Source organism: Methylomonas koyamae (assembly GCF_001644025.1).
GTDB lineage: Bacteria > Pseudomonadota > Gammaproteobacteria > Methylococcales > Methylomonadaceae > Methylomonas > Methylomonas koyamae_A.
Window position 1 is genome coordinate 43,415 of record NZ_LUUK01000183.1, and the last position, 19,945, is coordinate 63,359.

General features: G+C 52.3%; 22 protein-coding genes. 12 read left to right on the forward strand and 10 right to left on the reverse strand.

Going from position 1 to position 19,945, the window contains the following annotated elements:
* Positions 1-11 precede the first annotated feature (11 nt).
* The 9 genes from moxG (at position 12) to A1355_RS16440 (ending at position 7,243) form a co-directional block, all read left to right on the forward strand.
* Entirely contained in the window at positions 12-488 is a 477-nt protein-coding gene (moxG, locus tag A1355_RS16400) for a cytochrome c(L), periplasmic (RefSeq protein ID WP_064030107.1), read from the forward strand.
* Positions 489-563: 75 nt separating this feature from the next.
* Positions 564-845, forward strand: a complete 282-nt coding sequence (locus A1355_RS16405) for a methanol dehydrogenase [cytochrome c] subunit (RefSeq protein ID WP_064030109.1) — start codon at positions 564-566, stop codon at positions 843-845.
* A gap of 294 nt (positions 846-1,139) precedes the next feature.
* Positions 1,140-2,159, forward strand: a complete 1,020-nt coding sequence (locus tag A1355_RS16410; protein ID WP_064030111.1) for an AAA family ATPase — start codon at positions 1,140-1,142, stop codon at positions 2,157-2,159.
* A gap of 5 nt (positions 2,160-2,164) precedes the next feature.
* A complete protein-coding gene (locus A1355_RS16415; protein WP_064030113.1) occupies positions 2,165-2,791 on the forward strand; it encodes a hypothetical protein in 627 nt (208 codons plus the stop codon).
* A gap of 64 nt (positions 2,792-2,855) precedes the next feature.
* Complete coding sequence (locus A1355_RS16420) at positions 2,856-3,713, forward strand: DUF58 domain-containing protein (protein WP_064030115.1); 858 nt, start codon at positions 2,856-2,858, stop codon at positions 3,711-3,713.
* Positions 3,710-4,690, forward strand: coding sequence for a nonribosomal peptide synthetase MxaA (locus A1355_RS16425; protein ID WP_231883699.1), 981 nt, complete (start codon positions 3,710-3,712; stop codon positions 4,688-4,690). Before A1355_RS16420 ends, A1355_RS16425 begins: the two co-directional genes overlap by 4 nt.
* Positions 4,687-5,688: a vWA domain-containing protein gene (locus tag A1355_RS16430; RefSeq protein ID WP_064030117.1), complete on the forward strand. Its 1,002-nt coding sequence runs from the start codon at positions 4,687-4,689 to the stop codon at positions 5,686-5,688. The genes A1355_RS16425 and A1355_RS16430 overlap by 4 nt, the downstream gene beginning before the upstream one ends.
* Complete coding sequence (locus A1355_RS16435; protein WP_064030119.1) at positions 5,688-6,248, forward strand: hypothetical protein; 561 nt, start codon at positions 5,688-5,690, stop codon at positions 6,246-6,248. Before A1355_RS16430 ends, A1355_RS16435 begins: the two co-directional genes overlap by 1 nt.
* 65 nt (positions 6,249-6,313) lie before the next feature.
* A complete protein-coding gene (locus A1355_RS16440; RefSeq protein WP_064030121.1) occupies positions 6,314-7,243 on the forward strand; it encodes a vWA domain-containing protein in 930 nt (309 codons plus the stop codon).
* A 204-nt stretch (positions 7,244-7,447) separates the two neighbouring features.
* Here A1355_RS16440 and A1355_RS16445 read toward each other — a convergent pair whose 3' ends face one another.
* The 5 genes from A1355_RS16445 to A1355_RS16465 form a co-directional block, all read right to left on the reverse strand.
* Positions 7,448-8,023 (reverse strand): alpha-ketoglutarate-dependent dioxygenase AlkB family protein, encoded by a 576-nt coding sequence (locus A1355_RS16445; RefSeq protein WP_064030123.1) that lies wholly within the window; start codon positions 8,021-8,023, stop codon positions 7,448-7,450.
* Positions 8,020-8,436: a bacteriohemerythrin gene (locus tag A1355_RS16450; protein WP_064030125.1), complete on the reverse strand. Its 417-nt coding sequence runs from the start codon at positions 8,434-8,436 to the stop codon at positions 8,020-8,022. The genes A1355_RS16445 and A1355_RS16450 overlap by 4 nt, the downstream gene beginning before the upstream one ends.
* Positions 8,437-8,595: 159 nt before the next feature.
* A complete protein-coding gene (locus A1355_RS16455; protein ID WP_231883700.1) occupies positions 8,596-8,958 on the reverse strand; it encodes a hypothetical protein in 363 nt (120 codons plus the stop codon).
* Between the two features lie 2 nt (positions 8,959-8,960).
* Positions 8,961-9,146 (reverse strand): hypothetical protein, encoded by a 186-nt coding sequence (locus tag A1355_RS16460; RefSeq protein ID WP_064030128.1) that lies wholly within the window; start codon positions 9,144-9,146, stop codon positions 8,961-8,963.
* Between the two features lie 441 nt (positions 9,147-9,587).
* Complete coding sequence (locus A1355_RS16465; RefSeq protein WP_064030130.1) at positions 9,588-10,133, reverse strand: gamma carbonic anhydrase family protein; 546 nt, start codon at positions 10,131-10,133, stop codon at positions 9,588-9,590.
* Positions 10,134-10,287: 154 nt separating this feature from the next.
* Here A1355_RS16465 and A1355_RS16470 point away from each other — a divergent pair, with 154 nt between their 5' ends.
* Positions 10,288-10,935, forward strand: a complete 648-nt coding sequence (locus tag A1355_RS16470; protein WP_064030132.1) for a zf-TFIIB domain-containing protein — start codon at positions 10,288-10,290, stop codon at positions 10,933-10,935.
* Here the strand turns inward: A1355_RS16470 and A1355_RS16475 are convergent.
* The 4 genes from A1355_RS16475 to A1355_RS16490 form a co-directional block, all read right to left on the reverse strand.
* Positions 10,932-12,398, reverse strand: coding sequence for a sulfatase (locus tag A1355_RS16475; protein ID WP_197471835.1), 1,467 nt, complete (start codon positions 12,396-12,398; stop codon positions 10,932-10,934). The genes A1355_RS16470 and A1355_RS16475 overlap by 4 nt on opposite strands.
* A 644-nt stretch (positions 12,399-13,042) precedes the next feature.
* Entirely contained in the window at positions 13,043-14,305 is a 1,263-nt protein-coding gene (locus tag A1355_RS16480; RefSeq protein WP_064030136.1) for a putative O-glycosylation ligase, exosortase A system-associated, read from the reverse strand.
* An 18-nt stretch (positions 14,306-14,323) separates the two neighbouring features.
* Entirely contained in the window at positions 14,324-15,277 is a 954-nt protein-coding gene (locus A1355_RS16485) for a glycosyltransferase (RefSeq protein WP_064030138.1), read from the reverse strand.
* A gap of 231 nt (positions 15,278-15,508) precedes the next feature.
* Positions 15,509-16,252, reverse strand: a complete 744-nt coding sequence (locus tag A1355_RS16490) for a polysaccharide deacetylase family protein (protein WP_231883701.1) — start codon at positions 16,250-16,252, stop codon at positions 15,509-15,511.
* Between the two features lie 243 nt (positions 16,253-16,495).
* Between A1355_RS16490 and A1355_RS16495 the strand changes: the two genes are divergently transcribed.
* Positions 16,496-17,443: a glycosyltransferase family 2 protein gene (locus tag A1355_RS16495; protein ID WP_064030144.1), complete on the forward strand. Its 948-nt coding sequence runs from the start codon at positions 16,496-16,498 to the stop codon at positions 17,441-17,443.
* Positions 17,444-17,512: 69 nt separating this feature from the next.
* On the opposite strand, the gene A1355_RS16500 is transcribed toward A1355_RS16495, so the two are convergent.
* Positions 17,513-18,991 carry a lipopolysaccharide biosynthesis protein gene (locus A1355_RS16500; RefSeq protein ID WP_064030148.1) on the reverse strand — a complete coding sequence of 493 codons (1,479 nt, stop codon included), beginning with the start codon at positions 18,989-18,991 and terminating at the stop codon, positions 17,513-17,515.
* A gap of 489 nt (positions 18,992-19,480) precedes the next feature.
* On the opposite strand from A1355_RS16500, the gene A1355_RS16505 reads away from it, so the two are divergent.
* Positions 19,481-19,930: an SUF system Fe-S cluster assembly regulator gene (locus tag A1355_RS16505; protein WP_064030150.1), complete on the forward strand. Its 450-nt coding sequence runs from the start codon at positions 19,481-19,483 to the stop codon at positions 19,928-19,930.
* Positions 19,931-19,945: the final 15 nt, after the last annotated feature.

The following is a 19,945-nucleotide window of genomic DNA, read 5'->3' on the forward strand; positions in this document are numbered from 1 at the left end:
ATCATCGACAAATGAAATACAAAACCTTTTTGAGCGGCGCGGCCGCGATGTTGGCGATTGCCGCCGTCTCGACGGCACGGGCCGACATCACTCTGCGCCATGCCTTGACCGGCGAAACTCTGGATCTGAGTTTTGCCAAGAAGGGCGGCAATACCGACAAGTTCAAGCAATTCATGCAAACCGGTAAGAACCCGTACAACGGCGACGCGGAGGCTATCAAGAAGGGCGAAAGCCTATACATGACCGGTTGTTCCGGCTGCCACGGGCACGAGGCGGAAGGTAAGCTGGGGCCGGGACTGGCCGACGACTATTGGACCTATCCGCGCAACGCCACCGACGTGGGTTTGTTCGAGGTGCTGTTTGGCGGCGCCAACGGCATGATGGGGCCTCAGTACGTTACGTTCAGCACGGACGAAATGTTGCACATCATGGCTTTCATACGCCACATCTACAAAGGCGACCCGAAAAAGGCGGACTGGTTGAAATAAGGTCGCTTCACTCCGGATTGACTACGTCGCGACGTTGGCGCGCCCGGAATTCCAAATACTTATCAGGAGATCAACATGAAACACTTTTTGACCTTAAGCAGCGCAACATTGGCTCTGACTCTGGCGGCGTCCGCCCAGGCCTATGACGGTACCAAATGTAAGGAAGCCGGTAACTGCTGGGAACCGAAACCGGGTTATCCCGCGCAAGTGGCCGGTAGCAAATACGACCCGAAACACGATGTCAACGAACTGAACAAGCAAAGTCAATCGATCAAGGAAATGGAGGCCCGCAACGCCAAACGCAGCGAAATTCTGGCCAAAACCGGCAAGTTCGTCTACGACGTCGAAGGTCAATAAGCCCGAGCGAGACGGTTAAAAGCCGCTTGGCGACCGCGAACGGATCGCCAGTGGTTTTTCGACCAAGGCAGGCGGCGAACACCGAGGTGTTCGCGCGGGCGTCGTCACCAGGCCCTTAGGACGCCGCCAGGGAAGGCGGCAACCCTAGAGACCAGTCTAACGGAATAGGCTTGGACCGCTGGACTTGCGGCAAGGGTAGGCCGTGCGTTTGGCCCAAGATAAGACTGAAGCTCACGGCTCCGGGCACCGCCCGGAGTTTTTTTGCCTATATGCCCGTAACGGGCCAAGCTAAACATGATCACCGAACATACGCTAGCTAGCCGGCGCGACGATGCGCTGGCGCTGGAAAACCAGATAAACCGGATTGTCGTCGGCCAGCGGACGGCGGTGCGCAATCTCCTGATCGCGGTATTCGCTCGCGGTCACGTGCTGCTGGAAGGTCAAGTCGGCGTCGGCAAGACCACGCTACTGCGTACCGTCGCGCAAGGACTGGGCGGTCGCTATCAGCGCATCGAAGGCACCATCGATTTGATGCCCGCCGATTTGATTTACTACACCTACCTGAACCAGGACGGCCGGCCTTGCGTGGATCCCGGTCCGCTGCTCAAGCAAGGCGAGCAGTTATCGGTGTTTTTCTTCAACGAAATCAATCGAGCCCGGCCGCAAGTGCATTCGCTGCTGTTGCGGGTCATGGCCGAGCGCGCGGTTGGCGCGTTCAACCGCGAATACCGGATGCCGCACATGTTGGTATTCGCCGATCGCAACCGGGTGGAACGCGAAGAAACTTTCGAATTGCCGGCGGCGGCGCGCGACCGGTTCCTGATGGAAATCAACATCGCCGCGCCCGGCGACGATGCGGTATTGGACGAATTGATGTTCGATCCGCGCTTTCACGATGTCGACGCCTTAATCGCCGGCATGGCGGAGTCCGGTATCGGCTATCAAAACCTGAACGCGCTGGGCGAGGCGATTCAACAACGCGTTCAAACCAGTCCGGCGCTACGCAAATACGCGCTGGATCTGGCCAAGGCCAGCGGCGATCCCAAGGCGTACGGGATTAGTTTGAGCGATGTCGAGATGGAGCGCTTGCTGCACGCCGGTGTCAGTCCGCGCGGCATGAGTTATCTGATCCGCGCCGCCAAGGTTCGGGCTTGGCTGGAACAGCGCGACAGCTTGTGGCCCGAGGATATCCAGGCGGTGTTCGCGCCGACGATGAGTCACCGCTTGTTCTTGAATCCGATCTACGCCTACCGTCACGACGAGCTGTTGCCGGCCTTGGTCGGCGAAATCCTCAATCACATCGCAGCACCTTGAGTCCCATGAACTGGAAAACTTTGTTACGCGCCATGATTCCGCACGCCGGACTCGGCCATTTATTGGAAACCTATTTGACTTGGTCGGGCGTCGGCATCATCAGCTCGTTTATCGCCAGCGCCCTGGATGCTTATTCCGACATTCCCTACGCGGCCTACTACACCAGCGCGTTGAATGACGCGGTCGGTTTCAAATTCTGGATTTTGTTGTCGGTGATTGGCGTTCTGCTGTTCTGCCTCAGTGTGCCGGTGCTGTATCTGGCGCTACGTTTTCCCGGATTGGCCGGGTTTTCGGCGCGGATGCGCCGCTTTACCTATACCTTTTTTTTGGTGGCCTTCGACGAAGGGGCATTGATGATCGGCATCTTGACCGCGAATTTTGTCGATACTAACGAGCGAATTTCCCTGCTCGCCAGCAAGTCGTTCTTATTCAGCGATGTCGGATTTTTTACGATTGTGGCGCTGTTAATTCTGGATTCCCTATTGTGGCTGGTCGGCGAGGCTATTTATAGCCGTAATGAGCGCGGTTACTCCGGCGTCGTCGAACTGCTGGTCAACGCGCCGCTGAAATATTCGCTGCCCGGTTACTGCCTGGTCACCGGTTTGGTGGTTCAGGTCATCGTGTCGCAATAGCTGCCGGCGGAGCCGATCCTTCCTACATGCCGATCCAAGTCCACCGCTAGCTGCATCGAGTTTCATGGCGATCAATATCGAACCTTTCCAATACCGCTTGTCGGGTCCGGCTGTTCAAGTCTATCCCGGAGCGCACCCAGGGCAGATGGTCGGCAACGGACAATTGTTCAAGCGGCACGAAGCCCTGATCGCGAGGCCGGACCCCCGACGGATAGACCTGCGCGCCAGTCTGCTAGACCCGTTTGGCCAGTACCGGGTTAAGGCGCATCAGGAGCATAGCCGGGTCGAAGTCATGGTGCTGGCCGACTTGTCGGCCTCGATGGCTTTCGTCGGCCGGCGCGATAAACGCCGAACGATCGTCGAAATATTACTGGCGATCGTCGAATCCGCCCATGTCGCGGGAGATCGGGTGGGCTTCGCCGGGTTCGGCGCGGCCGATAAGCCATTGGTGTTTCAACCGCCCGGATCGATAGACCTCGGCGGCGTGGAGCATTGGTTTGAGGCCTTGTCTCGACTTAAGTTAATGCCGGGGTGCGATGGCTTGTGGCGGGCGCGAGCCTATCTGCCGGCTCGACGTTCCCTGGTGTTTTTGATCGGCGATGGTCATTGGCCGCTGGTTCGCTTGCCCGCGTTGCTGGCGAGTCTGGGCCGTCACGAATTGGTGCCCTTGCTACTCTGGGACGAACAGGAATATCTGACCATGCCGGACTGGGGCTTGTTGGCCTGGCAAGATCTGGAAACCGGACGTCGCCGCCGCGTATGGATGCGGCCGGCATTGAAACGTCGTATCGAAACCGCCTATCAGCAACGCCGTCGGCAACTGCAGCACGCATTCCGGGCCTTCGGTCACGAGCCGATGTTTATCGAGCAAGGGTACCGGGCCGAGCAATTCAACCAGTACTTTCTAGCACGGGCGGCATGATGCGCGCGCCGAGTAACCTATGCCGCCAAGAAGGCCGGCCTTGTTCGCCGGCGTCGGCGCTTGCCGAACGTCGGCGAGCCGTCGTTTACTGGATTCGTGCCGGGGTATTGAGCTTGACCGCCGGATTATTGGCGGCATGCTCCGCCGCGCCGATCCGGCCGGTCAGCGCATGGCGGGTCGAGACGCCACGGCCTTTCGGCTACCAAATCGGCGATACAATACCGATGCGGATCACCGTGCAGACCCGTTCCGGCGTGGTATTGCACGCGGACAGCCTGCCCAAGCCCGGACCGATGAACCGATGGTTGCATCTGCGGCAAGCGGAGGTCGAGCCGTTGGGCGACGACGAATATCGGGTGAATTTGGAATATCAGGTGTTCTACGCGCCGCTGGAGGTCAAGGCGCTGACGATTCCGGGTTTCCCGTTGCGTTTCAGTCAGCACGGGCAAAGCCTCGAAGAGCGAGTCCCGGACTGGCAATTTACCGTGGCGCCGCTACGCGAGTTGATCGCCCGCCAGGATGAAGCCGGTGAGTATCTGCGCCCCGATCAGCCGCCGGCGCGAATCGCGGATGCCGATGTTCTGCGAAATTTGCTGGTCGCGGGTCTGGCGGCGCTGGCGCTTGGCTTGCGGCTGGCTTGGCAATACGGCTATTTGCCGGGACTACCCCGGCGTAGCCTATTCAAGCGCGCCGGTCGGCAATTGCGCGGCCTGCGGGCCGTGCAAATGGCCGAAGCGCTGACGGTCATGCACGGCGCGTTGAATCGCTTGCACGGCGGACCGCTATTCGGGCACCGACTGGAAGATTTTTTCGGAGCCCACCCGCATTACCGGCCGTTGCAAGCCGAGTTGAGCTGGTTCTTCGACTATTCCAACCGGTTTTTCTTTGCCGACCAGACGGCCGCGACCGACGACGCGATCGAGCGCTTACGCCGACTCTGCGGCCAGTGTCGAGATGTCGAACGGGGCGCCCGATGAATTTGGCTGTGGAACAGGTCTGGCCGCTGGCCGGTTTACTACTATGCGCGTTGCCGCTGTGGCGTTTGGGCATGCGTGCCGGCGAACATCCGGCGCTGGACTTGCTGCCGGCCGATCCGTTCTCGAATTTGGTAGACGCGCTGCTCCGTCTGCTCGGCGCGTTGACGATCGCGGCGCTGGTGTTGGGTTTGGCTGGGCCGTATCGCAAGGAGCAGCAGGTGGAGCGCATCGGCCACGGCGCCCACATCGTGTTGTTGCTGGATCGCAGCAATAGCATGGACAACACGTTCGCCGGTAAGGCACCCGACGTCGGGCATCTCAACGGGGGGAGCGGCGAAGAATCGAAGGCGGCGGCGGCCCGCCGATTGCTGACCCAGTTTGTCGATCATCGCGATCACGATTTGATCGGCGTCGCGGCCTACAGTACTTCGCCGTTGTTCGTGATGCCGTTGACCGAAAACAAGCCGGCGGTGCGGGCGGCGATCGCCGCGACGGCCCAGCCGGCGCTGGCCTATACCAACGTCAGCAAGGGCTTGGCCTTGGCGTTATCGTATTTCGACGACCAGCCGGTATCGGGTTCGCGTATCGTTTTGCTGGTCTCGGACGGAGCGGCGGTGATAGACCCGGACAGCGAGGCCAAATTGCGCCAGTTGTTCAAGCAACGTCAAGTGCGCTTGTACTGGGTGTTTTTGCGCACCGCGAACAGTCCCGGTTTGTTCGAGATGCCGACCGATCCGCGCGACGACAACGCGCAAGCCATGCCCGAACGCTATTTACATTTATTTTTTTCCAGCCTGAATATTCCCTATCAAGCTTACGAAGCCGAAAATCCCGGTGCGATGCGTCAGGCGATAGACGATATCAATCGTTTGGAGCATCGCCCCTTGCACTATTTCGAACGGATTCCCAAGCAGGATTTAACGCCGCTGTGCTACCGAGTCGCCGCCGGGCTAGCGGCTTTGCTGATAGGCGCCAAACTTTGCGAGGTCAAATACTGATGCGCGGTCTCACACACGGTTTGCTGTGGGCGGGCTTGCTGACCGCACTGTTGGTCGGTTTGGTACAAGGAGCCCGTCTCTATCGGCTGGCCGGCCAAAACCAATTGATCGAGCAATTGCTGGCCGGTCGCGACGTAGAGGTCGAAGATCTGGCCGACGCGCCGCCGTCTCTACGGATGGCGAGAGCGGTGTATTTGCGCAAGGCCGGCCGCTACGACGATGCCTTGGCCACCTTGAACGTATTGCTGCGGCAGGCCCCGCCGGCCTTGCAGGCACAGGCGCGTTACAATCTGGGGAATTTGTATATGGCGCAGGCGCAGGAAAAGCTACACGCCGGCAATATCAACGATGCGACGCCGTTGGTCGGCTTGGCTAAGCAAGCCTATCGCGACGCACTGATCGCCGAGCCGGGCTACTGGGATGCCAAGTACAATCTGGAAGTGGCGATGCGGCTGTTGCCGGAAATGGATAGGGTCAACAGCGGTCACGAACCGGACGACGGTCGGGAAAAGACCCAGCTGTGGACCACGCTGCCCGGATTTCCGCGCGGTTTGCCATGAGCAGTGCCCAACGCGCACGCCGGGGTCTCGGCGCCGGCCGTCTCATTATGCATCGTTGAATCGCCATGCCCGGACCGAATTTTAGAGACTACCGCTGGTGGCTGTTAGTGCTGGCGCTATTGATGACCGTGCTGGCCGCGACGGGCCCGACTCGACAACGGCAGCGTCCGCTATACCAGTTGATCTTCGTCGTGGATATTACCCGCAGCATGAATACCGAAGATTATGTGCGGGAAGGGCGAGCCGTCAGCCGGCTGGACTTTGTCAAACACAGTCTGCGCGAGCAACTGCTGGCGTTGCCGTGCCAATCGCGCGTCGGTTTGGGGATATTCACCGAACGCCGATCGGCGCTGTTGTTCGAGCCCATCGAAGTCTGCTCCGGCTTCAACGAAATCGACGCGGCGTTGGCGGCATTGGATTGGCGGATGGCGTGGGCCGCCGATAGTCGGATCGCCGCCGGCCTGGCCAGGACTTTGGAAGATTTCAAAACACGCGAGGAAACCTTGGTGTTCTTGACCGACGGCCAGGAGGCGCCTCCGCCCAACGCGCGCTACCAGCCCGATCTCGGCGAGTTTCGCGGTCAAGTGCAAGGCGTGATTATCGGCGTCGGCGGCGATAACCCCGCGCCGATTCCCAAATTCGATGCCAACGGCCAGCGCCTGGGTTTTTACAAACCCGAAGATGTCCCGCATCGCTCGACCTTCGGCGAATCCGATCTTAACCCGGAAAAAATTCAAGGCTATGACGCTCGCAATGCGCCGTTCGGTAGCCAAGCGGTGATCGGCGACGAGCATTTGAGCCGCCTCCACGAAGATTATCTGAGACGCTTGGCCGCCGAGGCTGGATTGAGCTATCAACGTCTGACCGATCCCGGTAGTTTGCGGCTGGCCTTGCAACAAGCGGCATTCGCCAAATCCGGTGTCGTTTCCGAAGATGTTGCCTGGCAATACGCCGGTCTGGCGCTGTTGGCGCTGGTGGGCGTTTTCGTAAAATAGGTCGGGTAAATATCGGTGACCCAAGCAAAAACTGCCTTGTCGTCGAATTGTACAGAATTGGGATTGTATCGTTTCCCGATCACGGCGAGGACGCCGAAGAGTTGAGTTCGCTGGCTGACGGGGTAAGGTATGCCGTCAAGAAATCCGGTAAGACCGCCTTTGCCTTTTATGCGCCGGACACGGCGCACCCGTCGTACCAGCGACTTAGTTCGGCGGCGGCAGAACGTAGCGAAATGTTAGATTAATCCTGGGATCGGCGACTTCCGGTGCCGGCGGGACGCTGTGCCGCCAATCGTGTTGAAAGGATGGTCGCATCGTCAGTAGCGTGCCTGCGTTTAGTCGGGTGCTGCCTTGTTCCCCGCTTCGCTTGTGGCGGTAGGCGAAGGTACGGGGGGCGCCCAAACTCAGCGAAGCGATCAACGGTTCGTCTCCCATTTCGCGTTCGTTGTCCGAATGCCAGCCGACGTAGTCGTTGCCGTCGCGGTAGAGATTCACCAGTACCGCGTTGAATTTCGCGTTCAAACGGCACTCGATAGCGGCTCTTAGTTCGGACAACAACGGGGTCCAGGGCCGGGCGACCAGCAGATTGTTGCTGTAACTGTAACGAATGCCGGGGTCGGCATGCCAAGTTTGCTGTCTCGGCAGTTCGAACCAGCGTTCACCGACTTGGTAACGGTTGTTTGGCCAATCCTGTTCGTCGAGCAAGCGTTCGAGGAGTTGCCGACAGTCGGCTTGGTTGTAAAATCCCTCGATTAACTCAAGTTCGGGAACGGCGCTCATGCGGCGTTGGTGTCTCCGGCGCGCGCGTTCGCTTGATGGATATGGGCGGCCAACGCGCTATCCATCGTCGCGACATGTAATTTGAACCATTGCGGCAGCCTGTCTTTGACGAAGGCGCGCCCGAACGGAATCAGGCCTTTGTCGATGCGCGACTGAAATTGTTTGAATTCGGCCAAAACGCGCTGGTGTTCGCCTTTGTGTTCGGTTTCCGCCGGGAAGGCGAAGGTTTGCATCAATTGGTTTTCCAGCTCGAAGTGCTGTTCGGTATGGTGATAGAGTTCGCGGAACAGGGCGGGAAATTCGTTATTGTCCGCGCTATCCAACTGATTTACCAACGCGATGAAGGATTGATGGTCGTGATCGATCGCGTCGTATCCGACCGGGGCCGTTTCGGCCGCCGAAAGTAAGGTCATGTCGTCCACCCAAACGATAGTTGATGTTTACGGAACGGATTTCTTATCGAGATTTTTAAGCAGATTTTATGCCCGACACATGAGGTGTCGTCGGCGTGACCCGACCAAGGGGTGGCAGCGGCGCCGGGCGCCAAACTGCCACATCAAGGTCGATCAATATTAGCCTTTGCCGGGTAACATACCGACCGTGCCGGGTTTGATACGTTTACAACTGACGACAATGTCTTCCTGGTGACAGCGTTTTAAATCGGCTTGGTTTCCGCAACTGTCGCAAACGGTGTTACCCGCGGTTTTGATTTCTTCGACGTGCCAACCGTAACCTTGGGTTTGGCAGAACTTCTTGCTGAAGCGTTCGATGTTATAGGGTTTGGCCGCGGCGTCGCGCGCCTTGGGTTCGGCGTCGCAATGCGCCGGTGCCAGACTATTGGCCATCAGGTCGCGATAAATATATTCGGTGGCTTGCAGCGGTGTGTTGATCAACATGGTCAGCAGCAAACTTAACATAAACGGAAATTTGCGCATGTTCAGTCCTCCCGGTTGGCGATGACGCGGATATTCATTAAACGGTGTTCCTCGTTGATTTGGTCCTTGATGGGGGCGAATTTTTCGTTTTCGTTCAGCTTGACCGCCAATATCGCGCCGACGACCACGACGACCGTCACGACAACATACAGTACGAAATGATCTTTCTCTTGGTGTACTTCACTCATGGTTTACCTCTTATTTTCGGCGATGGCCGAAGTCGGGTCTAGTAAGAATGGAAGCCGGTATTGTCGGCCAACTTCGGCCGGGAACTCGATTTCCGGTTTCGCTACCGGCGGACGCCGGACAAGAGGAATAGGCCGGATGGTTGGTGGATCTGTGCCGGAAGGTCGGGCGCGGCCGAGGGCAAGAGCCGCGCGCAACCAACAATTCAAAAACCGCGTGATCGGCGTCCGTTATTGGTAGCGAATCGAAACAATATAACAAGCGGCCGGGCTTGTCAAACAAATATCGTTTCAATATTAATAATGGGCGTCGTCGCTTCGGGGCGTGCGATCCAAGGACGAAGAATAGGCCGCTGATTCAGGACGACCAGAGGGCCTGCGACCGGCCGGTCAACGGCTGGTGGTTAGCCGAATCATGTTTTGGGCCGTGAGTGTAAACCGCGATCACTCCGGGGTGGCTTTGCGGTCCAGATAACTGTCCTTGAGTTTGACGTAGTGCGACGCGGAGTAGGCCAAAAAGATCTTCTCGTCGTCGGTTAGCGCGCGAGCGGCCTTGGCGGGTACGCCGATGTACAGATATCCGCCTTCCAATTTTTTACCCGGCGGCACTAGCGCGCCGGCACCCAGCATGCTGTAGTCGCCGAGCACCGCCCCGTCCATGATGATGGCGCCAATGCCGATCAGGCAATAATTGCCTATCGTGCACCCGTGAATAACGGCGCGATGACCGATCGTGACGGACTCGCCTATCCTTAGGGGATAGCCGCTCGGCGAATAGTCGCCAGCGTGCGACACGTGCAAGATGGAGCCGTCTTGAACATTGCTGGCATTACCGATGCAAATTTTCTCCACGTCGCCGCGCAAGACTGCGGTTGGCCAGACCGAAACGTCGTCGCCCAATTCTACGCTACCGATGACGACGGCGGTTTCGTCGATCAGGACACGCTCGCCGAGCTTGGGTTTGCTGGATTGATAGGTTCTGATTGCCACGTGAACTCCTGTTCTTTGCCATAATTGCCAAAATGTTACGCAATTGCACGATGCCGCGCCAGTACTGAAAAGAAGCTTGGTGGGCGTGGAACTTTATTTTCAAAAGTGGCGGCATGGTCGATGACGTCGGAGCGGACTTTATAGGGAACCGAAAATGGCGAAATGTAGCGCGTGTTCCGCGCCGTTGGCGGCGAATAGTCAGATTTGCCGGTATTGCGGTGTGCGCAATGATATCGATCTATCGGGCAAGTATGATTTCAGCCCGATTGGGACTCAGACCTCGAGAATTTGTCCGGTGTGCGACACCCCGTTGCAAACCGTGGCACTGAAAGGCGAACAGGTTTTGCATATCGAACGTTGCGAGACTTGTTATGGCTTGTTTTTCGATCCTGGGGAAATCGAAACTTTGTTGGTGCGGACGGCCGGATCGACATTGGCTGTCGATCGGGCTTGGTTGGACGGCATTAACCGCGAGCGCTATTCGGCGGACGCGCGCGTCCGTTACTTAAAGTGTCCGGTATGCCGAGTGTTGATGAACCGGGTACTGTACGGTTACCGTAGCGGCGTGGTAGTGGATCGTTGCGCGAGTCACGGCGTATGGCTGGACGGCGGTCAAATCAGTCATTTGCTGGAGTGGCAGCGGGCGGGAGGTCGAATGTTGGCGAAAAAGCGTCCGGTGGCCAAGCGGCAATCCGCCGCCAATGCTAAATCGGCAACACTTTCTACCATGAAAGCGGCGCGTGATGGCGACTCACGCGATTGGTTGGCGGTCGCCGAATTGTTGGCGAATTTGTTGTCTTAAGCGGCCGACGGTGTGGTCGGAGCGGGATTCCAGTACGGATCCGCTTTCAAATGAATCGCCAGCTGCGCTTGCAGGCGGGCATAAATCTCGGGAAATTCCGACGCTACATCCCGATAGGCGTCGGTTTCCAAATCGTAGAGTTGGTACACCGGGCCGCGGTGGGTCGCGATGCAAATCAATTTCCAGCGCTCGTCTTGTATCGAACGGCTCTTCGCTTGGATAACGGTTGGATAATACTTGGCGTTGATGACCAATGTGCCGGCTTGCTGGTCGGGGATGTCCAACAATTCGACGATGTTGGGGTAAAGGATTTGCTCGGGATGCAGGCCCGGCACCTTGCCGAGCCAAATTCCGGTTTCCTGATAGGCGTATAGATTGGGCGATCGGTTTTCAAGAATGTAGGGCATCAGGTTGGTGCCCGGCAAATGCTCCGGAACGTCCAGCTTCAACCAGCCAAGCAATGTCGGCATCACATCCACGGCGCGGCAAACCGGCTCGAACTTGACGCCTTTCGGCATGCCGGGGCCTTTCATGACCAGCGGGATGCGGCCGCTTGGATCCTTGCCTAACAGCGTGTTGCCTTGCCCCCAACAGCCGGTCTCGAAAAAATCGGCGCCGTGGTCGCTGTAAATCACAATCAGCGTGTTTTCGGACAAACCCGATTGTTCGATAAAATCAACGATTTTGCCGACCTCGTCGTCGAATTGTCTGACGCAGCTGTCGTAGAGATTGATGATCTGCGGTACGTCGAAATAATCCGAACCTCTCTGCTGTTTATCGACGATTTCGCAAGGCGTGGCGAGTTTGGTCATGATGAATTTCGACTCGCCTCGGTAATTCTCAGGTGTGAATAACTTGTAATAGGGGTAATCGCAGGTAAACGGAACGTGCGTGGTCGAGGTAAACAGATTCAGAAAAAACGGGCGCTCCTCTCGCGCCGCCGACGCAATAAATTGGCGGCATTCCCGGCCTAGCTTACCGGTCAGCGGCATACCAGCCAGATAATACAACTCTGGCAGGTACTTTTTTCCCAGTGAATTGTTGGTAAACAACGATAAAAAACCGCGAATGACGGACGGTCCTTGTCTGAACAACAACTTGAGATTCCACTGATCTTCGGGCAACGATACGGTTTCGAATCCGAAGTCTATTTTCCCGAAGTCCGCGCCGGCCCAGTCGGAAACCGCTAGGGTCGAATAGCCTTGGGCTTTTAAGCACTGCACTAAACTTGGATGAGGTAGCCGGCATTCCTCCGCGGACGGGTAGTTGTCGCGAATGCCATGTTGGTAGGGCCATAAACCCGAAAACAACGACGCGACACTGGGCGCCGTTCTAGCCACCGGGGTTATACAGTTTCCAAGTAACACGCCGTCGGCGCACAACTTGTCGATATTCGGTGTCAGATTTCTGCGATAGCGATAAGCGCCAAGGCGGTCGCAACGCAAGGTGTCGGCACCGATCATGACAATGTTCGGGAAGGACGGTGATTTTGGTTTGGATTCGAGCGGCGCGGGTTCCTTGACCCTAATACTGATCGCTAACCAACCGTATATAAGGTTGATCGCGAAAATATAAACGGTTTCCGGAAGAGCCGCTGAAAACAAGCTCAAGCCTGATATTGTCACCCAAACGAAGATGCCAGCGAATTTGATTGATTTCAATATTGCAGGCGTCAATGCGTCGTGCAGTCCATATAGCCTGGAAAAACGATACTGAAACGATAATTGAATCGCGCCTGGAGAAAATAATAATTGGTAACAAAAGAAATATCCAATCACAAGAGCACTCGAGCATAAGCCGAAAAAAAATGCTGTCGAGGTTTTGAATTCGATATTCAATAGTAGAGCGCAACTTTGCCAGAATATAGGACCCGGCAACGCCGTCAATAGAAATATCACGTAACACCAAAGGGCTAAGCGAAGACCGGCATAAACCATGTGCCAGCGAAATTTCCGTTCAACTTCCTCCGGAATTCCAGGGCCGGTTCGCGAATAGTTGTGCCAGGTTTGGCTGATTAAAGCGACCATGCCAAATAACGAGGAAAGGCAAGCGGAGTAGAGGAGCTGGGCGACAGTTTCCATTAAAATGCGCTACGGCCGAGTTAAATTTAGTAAGCGGGGATTCGTTTATGTTTCTTAAGCCCCGAATTGGTCGCGGATATTTGCGCCAGCTCCTCCAGAGCGAATTTTTTGATTAGCACGGCAATGAAAACTAAATGATAAAGTAAATCCCAATACGACAAGCCTAAAAATAAAGTTCCGATCATATAGCAGATCAGAGATGCCCTAAGCATCAGACAGTAATATCCGACCCATTCCAGTTCCGGGATGCCTTTGGTTTTTCGCATGAGCAGCGTTAGGTTGACTAACGAGCCAGCCAACAGCGAGAACCACAAGCCAAACGCCACAAAACCGTGCTCGGCTAGGATTTCCACGTAAGAACTGTGCCAATCGCGTAAGGTCACGAACTTCCACCCTTCAAAACCGCAACCGGTAAACGGATGACTTACCGCATAATTCCAGCCGTCGGTCCAGGCAACGATGCGGCCCATAGCCGATTGATCTTCTTCATAGCTTTCCATGGTATGCATGCGTCCGAACCATTCATCCGGTAAATAATCCTTAACGAAAAATACCCCGACGAAAACCAGTGGAATCGTTAAATATTTCCGTCCTGAGTTTGAAATCAAGATGAACGTCAATGCAATCATTGTCAATAACGCGCCGCGAGACCAAGAGGATAAAGCGGCCGCGTAAATAACCGGTACCGAAAATAAAGTAACTCTCTTCAATAATTCATTTTTGAGTTCGCGTCGAAAGATTAATAATAATGGAATAACCATTAGCATTGCTATCGCGAATTGATTGTTGTCTTCGAATTGAGTACCTGGTGGACCGTAAACTCGATGAGAAAACCCTTTGGCTATCGCGAATATTCCTCCTTTGACGGCTACAATGCCGATAGAAATACCAATAGTCGATATCAGGTAGTACAATTTAGTTCTTGTGTTGATTAGAGTCAGTGTAAAGTAAAACGGTATATATATTTTTGTGACAAACCAGAAGCGGGACCAAGCAATATCTTGAAGCGGCGACTGAGTCGTCGTAAACATGAAATACACCCATAATAAGAAGAAGACGGTGACTCTCCAGTCTTTGGGTATCGGTTGCTTATCTTTGGTGGTAAATGTACTGATTACGACAACCAAAAATAAAATCATGTAAACCGGTAAGGTGCGTACGAAGCCCCAAGCATAGGCATGAGGATTCATGTAACTGAAAATCGCCAGTGACAAAACGCCCCACCAAGGCCGTTTGATAGCGGCTACAATGCAGCCTGAAAGAAAGATAAGTACAACGATGTCGCGCACGTGAGGCCTGTGTGTTGATTAGATCCTATAGTCTGGGTTTTCTTTCCATCGACTAAAGTAACCGCATATTTGCCCAAGTGCATGTGTGAAATTCATGCATTTCCTTAATTCAAGTTTTTGGTTCTTTAATGCCAAAGTTAGCCACAAAAAAAATAATTTTAATGCCTGACTAAATAGAAATAGAGGAACTCCAAAAAAATTGCGTTTATATTTAATTCCGCAATTATAGGCGCTTCTAAAGCCGGAGCTAAAATGTAATTTTAGGAAGTAGCTAGGCTTCAACCGCCAAGGTTCGACGGAATGTAGAACCGTCATATCTGGGCGGTAGCGGATTTTCATAGCGGAATTCAGAAGGAGGCCGAACATCATAACATCTTCACCGCCACCGATTGCTTTTCCCTGCCTGTCGTAACGCTTGTCGAACCGTAGATCTGGATTTTCGCGGAATATTTTCATGTCGTATGCGATATTCGCAGTCCATAACGGTGTGTCCTTACTTGTCACCCAAAACGGCGCTTCACCGTAATCAGTGGCGGCGAGAAAGCCAAGTAATTCGTCTCCGAGCCATTTTGGCCGTCGTTGACCAGTGAAGTCGACCACCACTTTCCCTCCGGCAACTTGAGCACCTTCGTTGCAGATGGCGTCGGTAGCAGCGTATAGCAGTCCGGGTAATGGAATTTCATCATCGTCGATAAATACCATTATGTCAGAAGTCATCGCTTCAATTAAACAGCGGTTGCGGGCCGCGACGATGCCTTGTTCGGTTTCGGTAACCCATCGAAGCGTAGCTCCTGGGTTTGTCGACAATTCGGCTAGTTCGAGTTCGGTGTGGTCGGTACTGTTGTTGTTAACGACTAAAATTTCGTAAGGGATAGGGCATTCTTGCTCCCGAATAGCATCCACTAATTTTCGAAGCCGATCGGCCCGATTGTAGCTGCACATGGCATAAGTTAGTTTTAGTTTTGGATCCATTTGTTCGACATAGCGAAAATGATTTAAGGAAGCTCGTAACGGATATCTTTAGGGTCTTTAGCAACTCCGGTAGAGAGTGTAGACAAAAAATATTTTTATCGCCATGAAACTAAAAGATGATCTGGTAGTTGACCGCCTATCTGGACGCGATGGGCTTTAAAATCAATGGGTTGTTAATTGGTTGCCGATGCCAGCTGACGCTGGTTCGTTTGCAGAAATACAGAAGGAAAATCACTCGGACTTTACTAATCCGAGTCGATCTAGGACTCTGTCGGAATAATAACGCATCACTTTCGGCCAAGAGACATCATTATCGGCAAAAGACAGTTTTCGCGCTAAAATCTTGTCATCGTCGCCGGAAAAAATGGTAATTCTCCGAATTAACAGCGGATTTGGCTCTAAATGTAGCCATCCTGGCTGAGTAGTACACGCCAAGTTGTATCCCGCCTCCCTCGCGGCGATCAGCGAATCAGTGTTATAACGGCCGAAAGGGTAGGCTAGGCTGGTGACCGAGCTATTTGTCAAAGTTTCTAACAGTTTCTTCGAGTGAATAAGTTCGTCGATTTGCGCGTTTAGGTGGAGGCTTGGTAGTTCTCTATGGCTGCAGGTGTGAGAGCCGATTTCCATTTGGTTGCGATGCATATCCAGAATTTGTACGTGCGACAGCAAGTCGTTTTGAGGCGATCGGAAAGGTAGCCAGTTTGCGCTGTTGGAGATGTGTTTTGTCGCTATAAACCAAGTCGCCTTCATTTGGTTTTCTAACAAAGGTAAATATGCTCCTAAGTAATTATCGAGATAGCCGTCGTCAAATGTTAGGATGACTGTCTTTTCTGGAAGCGATTTTATATCGAGTAAATCTCTAAATAACGCAGTATGCCAGCCGTTTTTTTTAAAGTATTGTATGTGCTTTTTAAACAGGCGAGCCTGTAAGGAATACCGGGAGATAGGTGTCTCTTTCGGTGTTCCGTGATACATTAATACGATGGGGCTAGGATATCGGCTCATATTGATTAATATTTTTATTGGTTTTCGATATTTAACATATTTTTAGTGATTAATATGTGAATGCTTGTGAAATATGCCGAAACTCTGCTGAGTTATCGTGAGCCGATGCTTCTAAAAAGTCTGCTAAAATTAATTGAATGCTTCATGTTTTTATATTGGCTCTTATGAAATTTTATTTTTGGATGTATAGGATTTTAATGATTTTGAGGTGTTATGTCTGATAATCCACTTGTATCAATAATTATGCCGTGCTTCAATGCGGCAAAGTATATTGAAAATACAATTACACGTTTATTCGAGCAAACCTATTCTTGTTTTGAGCTTATTGTGGTTGACGATGGTTCTCGCGACGAAAGTTTGGCAATTTTAAACCGTTTATCCGGCTACTATCCAGCGATATCGGTTGTGACGCAAGCTAACCAAGGGGCTGGTGCCGCGAGGAATGTGGGATTAAAGTTGGCGCGCGGTGAATTTGTGGCTTTTTTGGATGCTGATGATGGTTGGGATGCGGAGTTCTTAAGTGTGATGGTAACGGAGTTAGTGTCGAATCCCGATGTCGTGCTGGTTTACTGTGGTTGGCAAAATCTGGGGTTGCAGGACAAGTTTTGTCGACCTTATATTCCGGATGATTTTGAACGCAAGGAAAAGATTCTTGAGATTTTGGCTGCTTGTCCTTGGCCAATTCACGCTGCTTTGATTCGTAAGGCTGTTATTGACCAAGTTGGTGGGTTTGATGAATCCTTGACGTCGTGTATGGATTATGATTTGTGGCTGCGCATAGCAATACCGGGGCTTATTCATCGGGTTGAGAAAGTATTGGCCTATTATTTTCACCATGACGGTGATCAGATTACTAAGAATCGGTTAAAAATCGCACTAAATCACTGGCATGTTCAGCAGAAGTTTTTGCGTGCTCATCCGGATGTTGTTAATAAGATTGGGAAAGAACGAGTGGCTGATGTTACTAAGGGGAGATTGTTGCGGCAAGCATATAAAAATTTTTGGGATCGAGATTTGATAACCGCGCAAACTTTGTTTAGGAAGTTGTTATTTTCCGGTTATTTTTGTATTGCCGATTTAAAGTACATGTTGCCCGCTTTACTGCCGTATGGTTTGTATCGCAATTTAATTGTTTTTTTTGATCGAGGCGATCAAAAATAATCGACTGGTACTTCTGCTGAATTGATTTTATGGTTTTTTATCATAATGGTGGATATTAAATTTTAGTTCTTATGCTGTTTTATATTTTTTAATTCGCAAAAGCCCTTTCCATTTCTCCGCTTCCGATTTTAGCGACTGGATAGGTAGCGCTAGGAACAAAAAAGTGTAAAAGGCGCTACCGGATGTTACTAAACAAAATAGCCGTAATTTTATCTCCAAATTGGGTTGGTATCGATCCAGGGCCCATGCAGTTACGGCTAGTTCGATAAATAATAAGCTATTTAAAATTATTGCGGGTTTCAATGCTGTCAGTAGGTTGTGTAATGAAACTCGAATTTTATTCATAGCTACTAATGTAGCGGTAAGGTGTATAAAAACAATGCCAGGTAACAATGCTAAAGATATTATGGTTAAATCGCCTTGTTTTGTTCCGTACCAACAGCCTGCGCTGATTGTAAGCAGACTGACAAATTGAAGTATTATTTCAGCGCCGAGTGTATTTTGGGCTGCAAGAACGGCTCCAGATGGGTTTCCTATGCATGCGAACATTCTAGATATTGAAATTATTTGGAGTGGAGCGGCGGCCGGCAACCATTTTTCGCCGAAAATGGTTATTATAAATTCTTCCGATGTCCAGAGTAGGCCTACATAAAATGGGAAGGTGTAAGTTGTGACTAAAGTTATGGTCCTTAGGAAGATATATTTACTTTTATCCAGGTTGTCTTGATAGGAGGATAATGCTCTGAAAACTGTATCGTATGCTGATGCGGCAATAAATGAAAATGGGTAGGCGCTTAGGCTTTCGCCTTTGTTAAAAAGTCCTACGCTATATGGGCCCAATGTTTTTCCAATTATAAAATTTGGAGCTTGATTGCGTAGATAAACTAAAATATCGTTTGCGGTAAACTTCGCCCCCATTATGCCGAGATTTTTGGCTATTTGGTAATCGTATTTAATGCGCAACGGGAGTCTTGCAAAATAAATTGTAAGGGGAATTATGGTTATAGCGCCGACCAGCCCGCCCCATATTAGGCTCCATACGCCGTGATTGTAATGAGCAAAAGTTATGCTGGCAATACCGGTTGCTAGTCCGCTTATTATTGCATTTGTGGTTATTATATTAAACTTCATGTCCCTAATTAATTTCGATCTAGGTACATTAAGGAATGGTCTGGTTAGGAAGCTCAAGGCGGATACGCGAATTAGATCCGTATAGATAGGATTGCGCATGTAATCGGCCAAGTACGGAGCAGAATAGTAGAATAACGCATAGATGACGCAGCAGATCAACAATTGGACTGTAAATACAACTTGAAAATGGGCGGCATGCACTTGCTTTGCTTGGATTAGGGCGCCGCCCATGCCTGCGCCTGATATGAATCCCGCCAGTCCCGTGAAGATTTGGATGGCAACTACCAGGCCAAAATCTTCCGGGGTTAATAATCTAGCGAGTATTACACCGAATAAGAACTGACTGGTTTGTTCGGCAAATTTCCCAATTACCACCCAAATGCTGTTTTTTCGGATTTGATCTTTTGGTTGAGTCATTTTGGGGTGTGCTTTTTATTGATTGCAGGTGTGGAAGTTGCTGATAATCAACTAACGGTTCGTATGCTATCGAATCTATTCGATAGATCGTAGTAACAGTTTGGTGGGTATTCCCGAGCTTTAAATTAAACTTATATGTTGGAGAAAAAAATCGTCGGGTCTTTTTTGATTTTCCATTCTAGTGGCTTGCGATATAAGCCTAACGTCTTTAAGTCGGTCTATAAAATCATTTCTCGGCTGTTCTCGGATCATTCTGCTTGGTCGCGCGTTGGTGGGGAGAGGTCGCTCACATTGTTTGGTTATCGGCTTGATGAGCCAGTCAAGCGCATGAGACCGGGCTTTTCCCTTATCTAGTCCAACAGGTTCTCCTTGGATCGCGGATCGCTGCCACATTTTAGCCGAAGTTGAGGGGAGCGGGGGTAAGTGAATAACCTAGCACTTTACTAGGTAAATAAATTGGACTAGAATGGTCTCAATTGTGAGGTTTGAATGTTGAAGCTTAGTAAGTTGACCGACTACGCAACCGTGATACTTAGCGTGATCGCGCGGGACCAATCCCGCGTACATGTGGCCTTAGAGCTGTCTAGGATCACGGGGATTGCGCTGCCCACGGTCAGTAAAATCTTGAAGATATTAACCAAGGCCGGCGTACTTGCTTCCGTTCGAGGTGCGAAAGGCGGCTATTCGTTGGCCAGGGAGCCGGAACGGATTTCGGTGGCTACCGTCATCAGTGCCTTGGAGGGGCCGATCGCCTTGACCGAATGTACCGTTTCTCACAAAGGTTGCGATCAAGCCAGCGGTTGTCGGATTCAAGGCAGGTGGCACCTGCTGAACGACCGGATCGCTCAAGCGTTGGAGTCGGTTTCGTTAGCCGACATGATCGTTCCGTTCAAACCGCCCGAAGAAGTCACGATACCCGTGAGTCGTTTATTCCGTTAATTCAGCGAGAGTGCC

What these genes read in the sequence shown, in the direction of transcription:
- A1355_RS16500 (WP_064030148.1), bottom strand. Translation starts at nt 18,991, where the DNA reads ATGACTCAACCAAAAGATCAAATCCGAAAAAACAGCATTTGGGTGGTA.
- A1355_RS16410 (WP_064030111.1), top strand. Translation starts at nt 1,140, where the DNA reads ATGATCACCGAACATACGCTAGCTAGCCGGCGCGACGATGCGCTGGCG.
- A1355_RS16475 (WP_197471835.1), bottom strand. Translation starts at nt 12,398, where the DNA reads ATGATCGGTGCCGACACCTTGCGTTGCGACCGCCTTGGCGCTTATCGC.
- A1355_RS16430 (WP_064030117.1), top strand. Translation starts at nt 4,687, where the DNA reads ATGAATTTGGCTGTGGAACAGGTCTGGCCGCTGGCCGGTTTACTACTA.
- A1355_RS16485 (WP_064030138.1), bottom strand. Translation starts at nt 15,277, where the DNA reads ATGGATCCAAAACTAAAACTAACTTATGCCATGTGCAGCTACAATCGG.
- A1355_RS16495 (WP_064030144.1), top strand. Translation starts at nt 16,496, where the DNA reads ATGTCTGATAATCCACTTGTATCAATAATTATGCCGTGCTTCAATGCG.
- A1355_RS16440 (WP_064030121.1), top strand. Translation starts at nt 6,314, where the DNA reads ATGCCCGGACCGAATTTTAGAGACTACCGCTGGTGGCTGTTAGTGCTG.
- A1355_RS16450 (WP_064030125.1), bottom strand. Translation starts at nt 8,436, where the DNA reads ATGACCTTACTTTCGGCGGCCGAAACGGCCCCGGTCGGATACGACGCG.
- A1355_RS16435 (WP_064030119.1), top strand. Translation starts at nt 5,688, where the DNA reads ATGCGCGGTCTCACACACGGTTTGCTGTGGGCGGGCTTGCTGACCGCA.
- A1355_RS16490 (WP_231883701.1), bottom strand. Translation starts at nt 16,252, where the DNA reads ATGTATCACGGAACACCGAAAGAGACACCTATCTCCCGGTATTCCTTA.
- A1355_RS16415 (WP_064030113.1), top strand. Translation starts at nt 2,165, where the DNA reads ATGAACTGGAAAACTTTGTTACGCGCCATGATTCCGCACGCCGGACTC.
- A1355_RS16425 (WP_231883699.1), top strand. Translation starts at nt 3,710, where the DNA reads ATGATGCGCGCGCCGAGTAACCTATGCCGCCAAGAAGGCCGGCCTTGT.
- A1355_RS16420 (WP_064030115.1), top strand. Translation starts at nt 2,856, where the DNA reads ATGGCGATCAATATCGAACCTTTCCAATACCGCTTGTCGGGTCCGGCT.
- moxG (WP_064030107.1), top strand. Translation starts at nt 12, where the DNA reads ATGAAATACAAAACCTTTTTGAGCGGCGCGGCCGCGATGTTGGCGATT.
- A1355_RS16455 (WP_231883700.1), bottom strand. Translation starts at nt 8,958, where the DNA reads ATGCGCAAATTTCCGTTTATGTTAAGTTTGCTGCTGACCATGTTGATC.
- A1355_RS16445 (WP_064030123.1), bottom strand. Translation starts at nt 8,023, where the DNA reads ATGAGCGCCGTTCCCGAACTTGAGTTAATCGAGGGATTTTACAACCAA.
- A1355_RS16505 (WP_064030150.1), top strand. Translation starts at nt 19,481, where the DNA reads ATGTTGAAGCTTAGTAAGTTGACCGACTACGCAACCGTGATACTTAGC.
- A1355_RS16460 (WP_064030128.1), bottom strand. Translation starts at nt 9,146, where the DNA reads ATGAGTGAAGTACACCAAGAGAAAGATCATTTCGTACTGTATGTTGTC.
- A1355_RS16405 (WP_064030109.1), top strand. Translation starts at nt 564, where the DNA reads ATGAAACACTTTTTGACCTTAAGCAGCGCAACATTGGCTCTGACTCTG.
- A1355_RS16470 (WP_064030132.1), top strand. Translation starts at nt 10,288, where the DNA reads ATGGCGAAATGTAGCGCGTGTTCCGCGCCGTTGGCGGCGAATAGTCAG.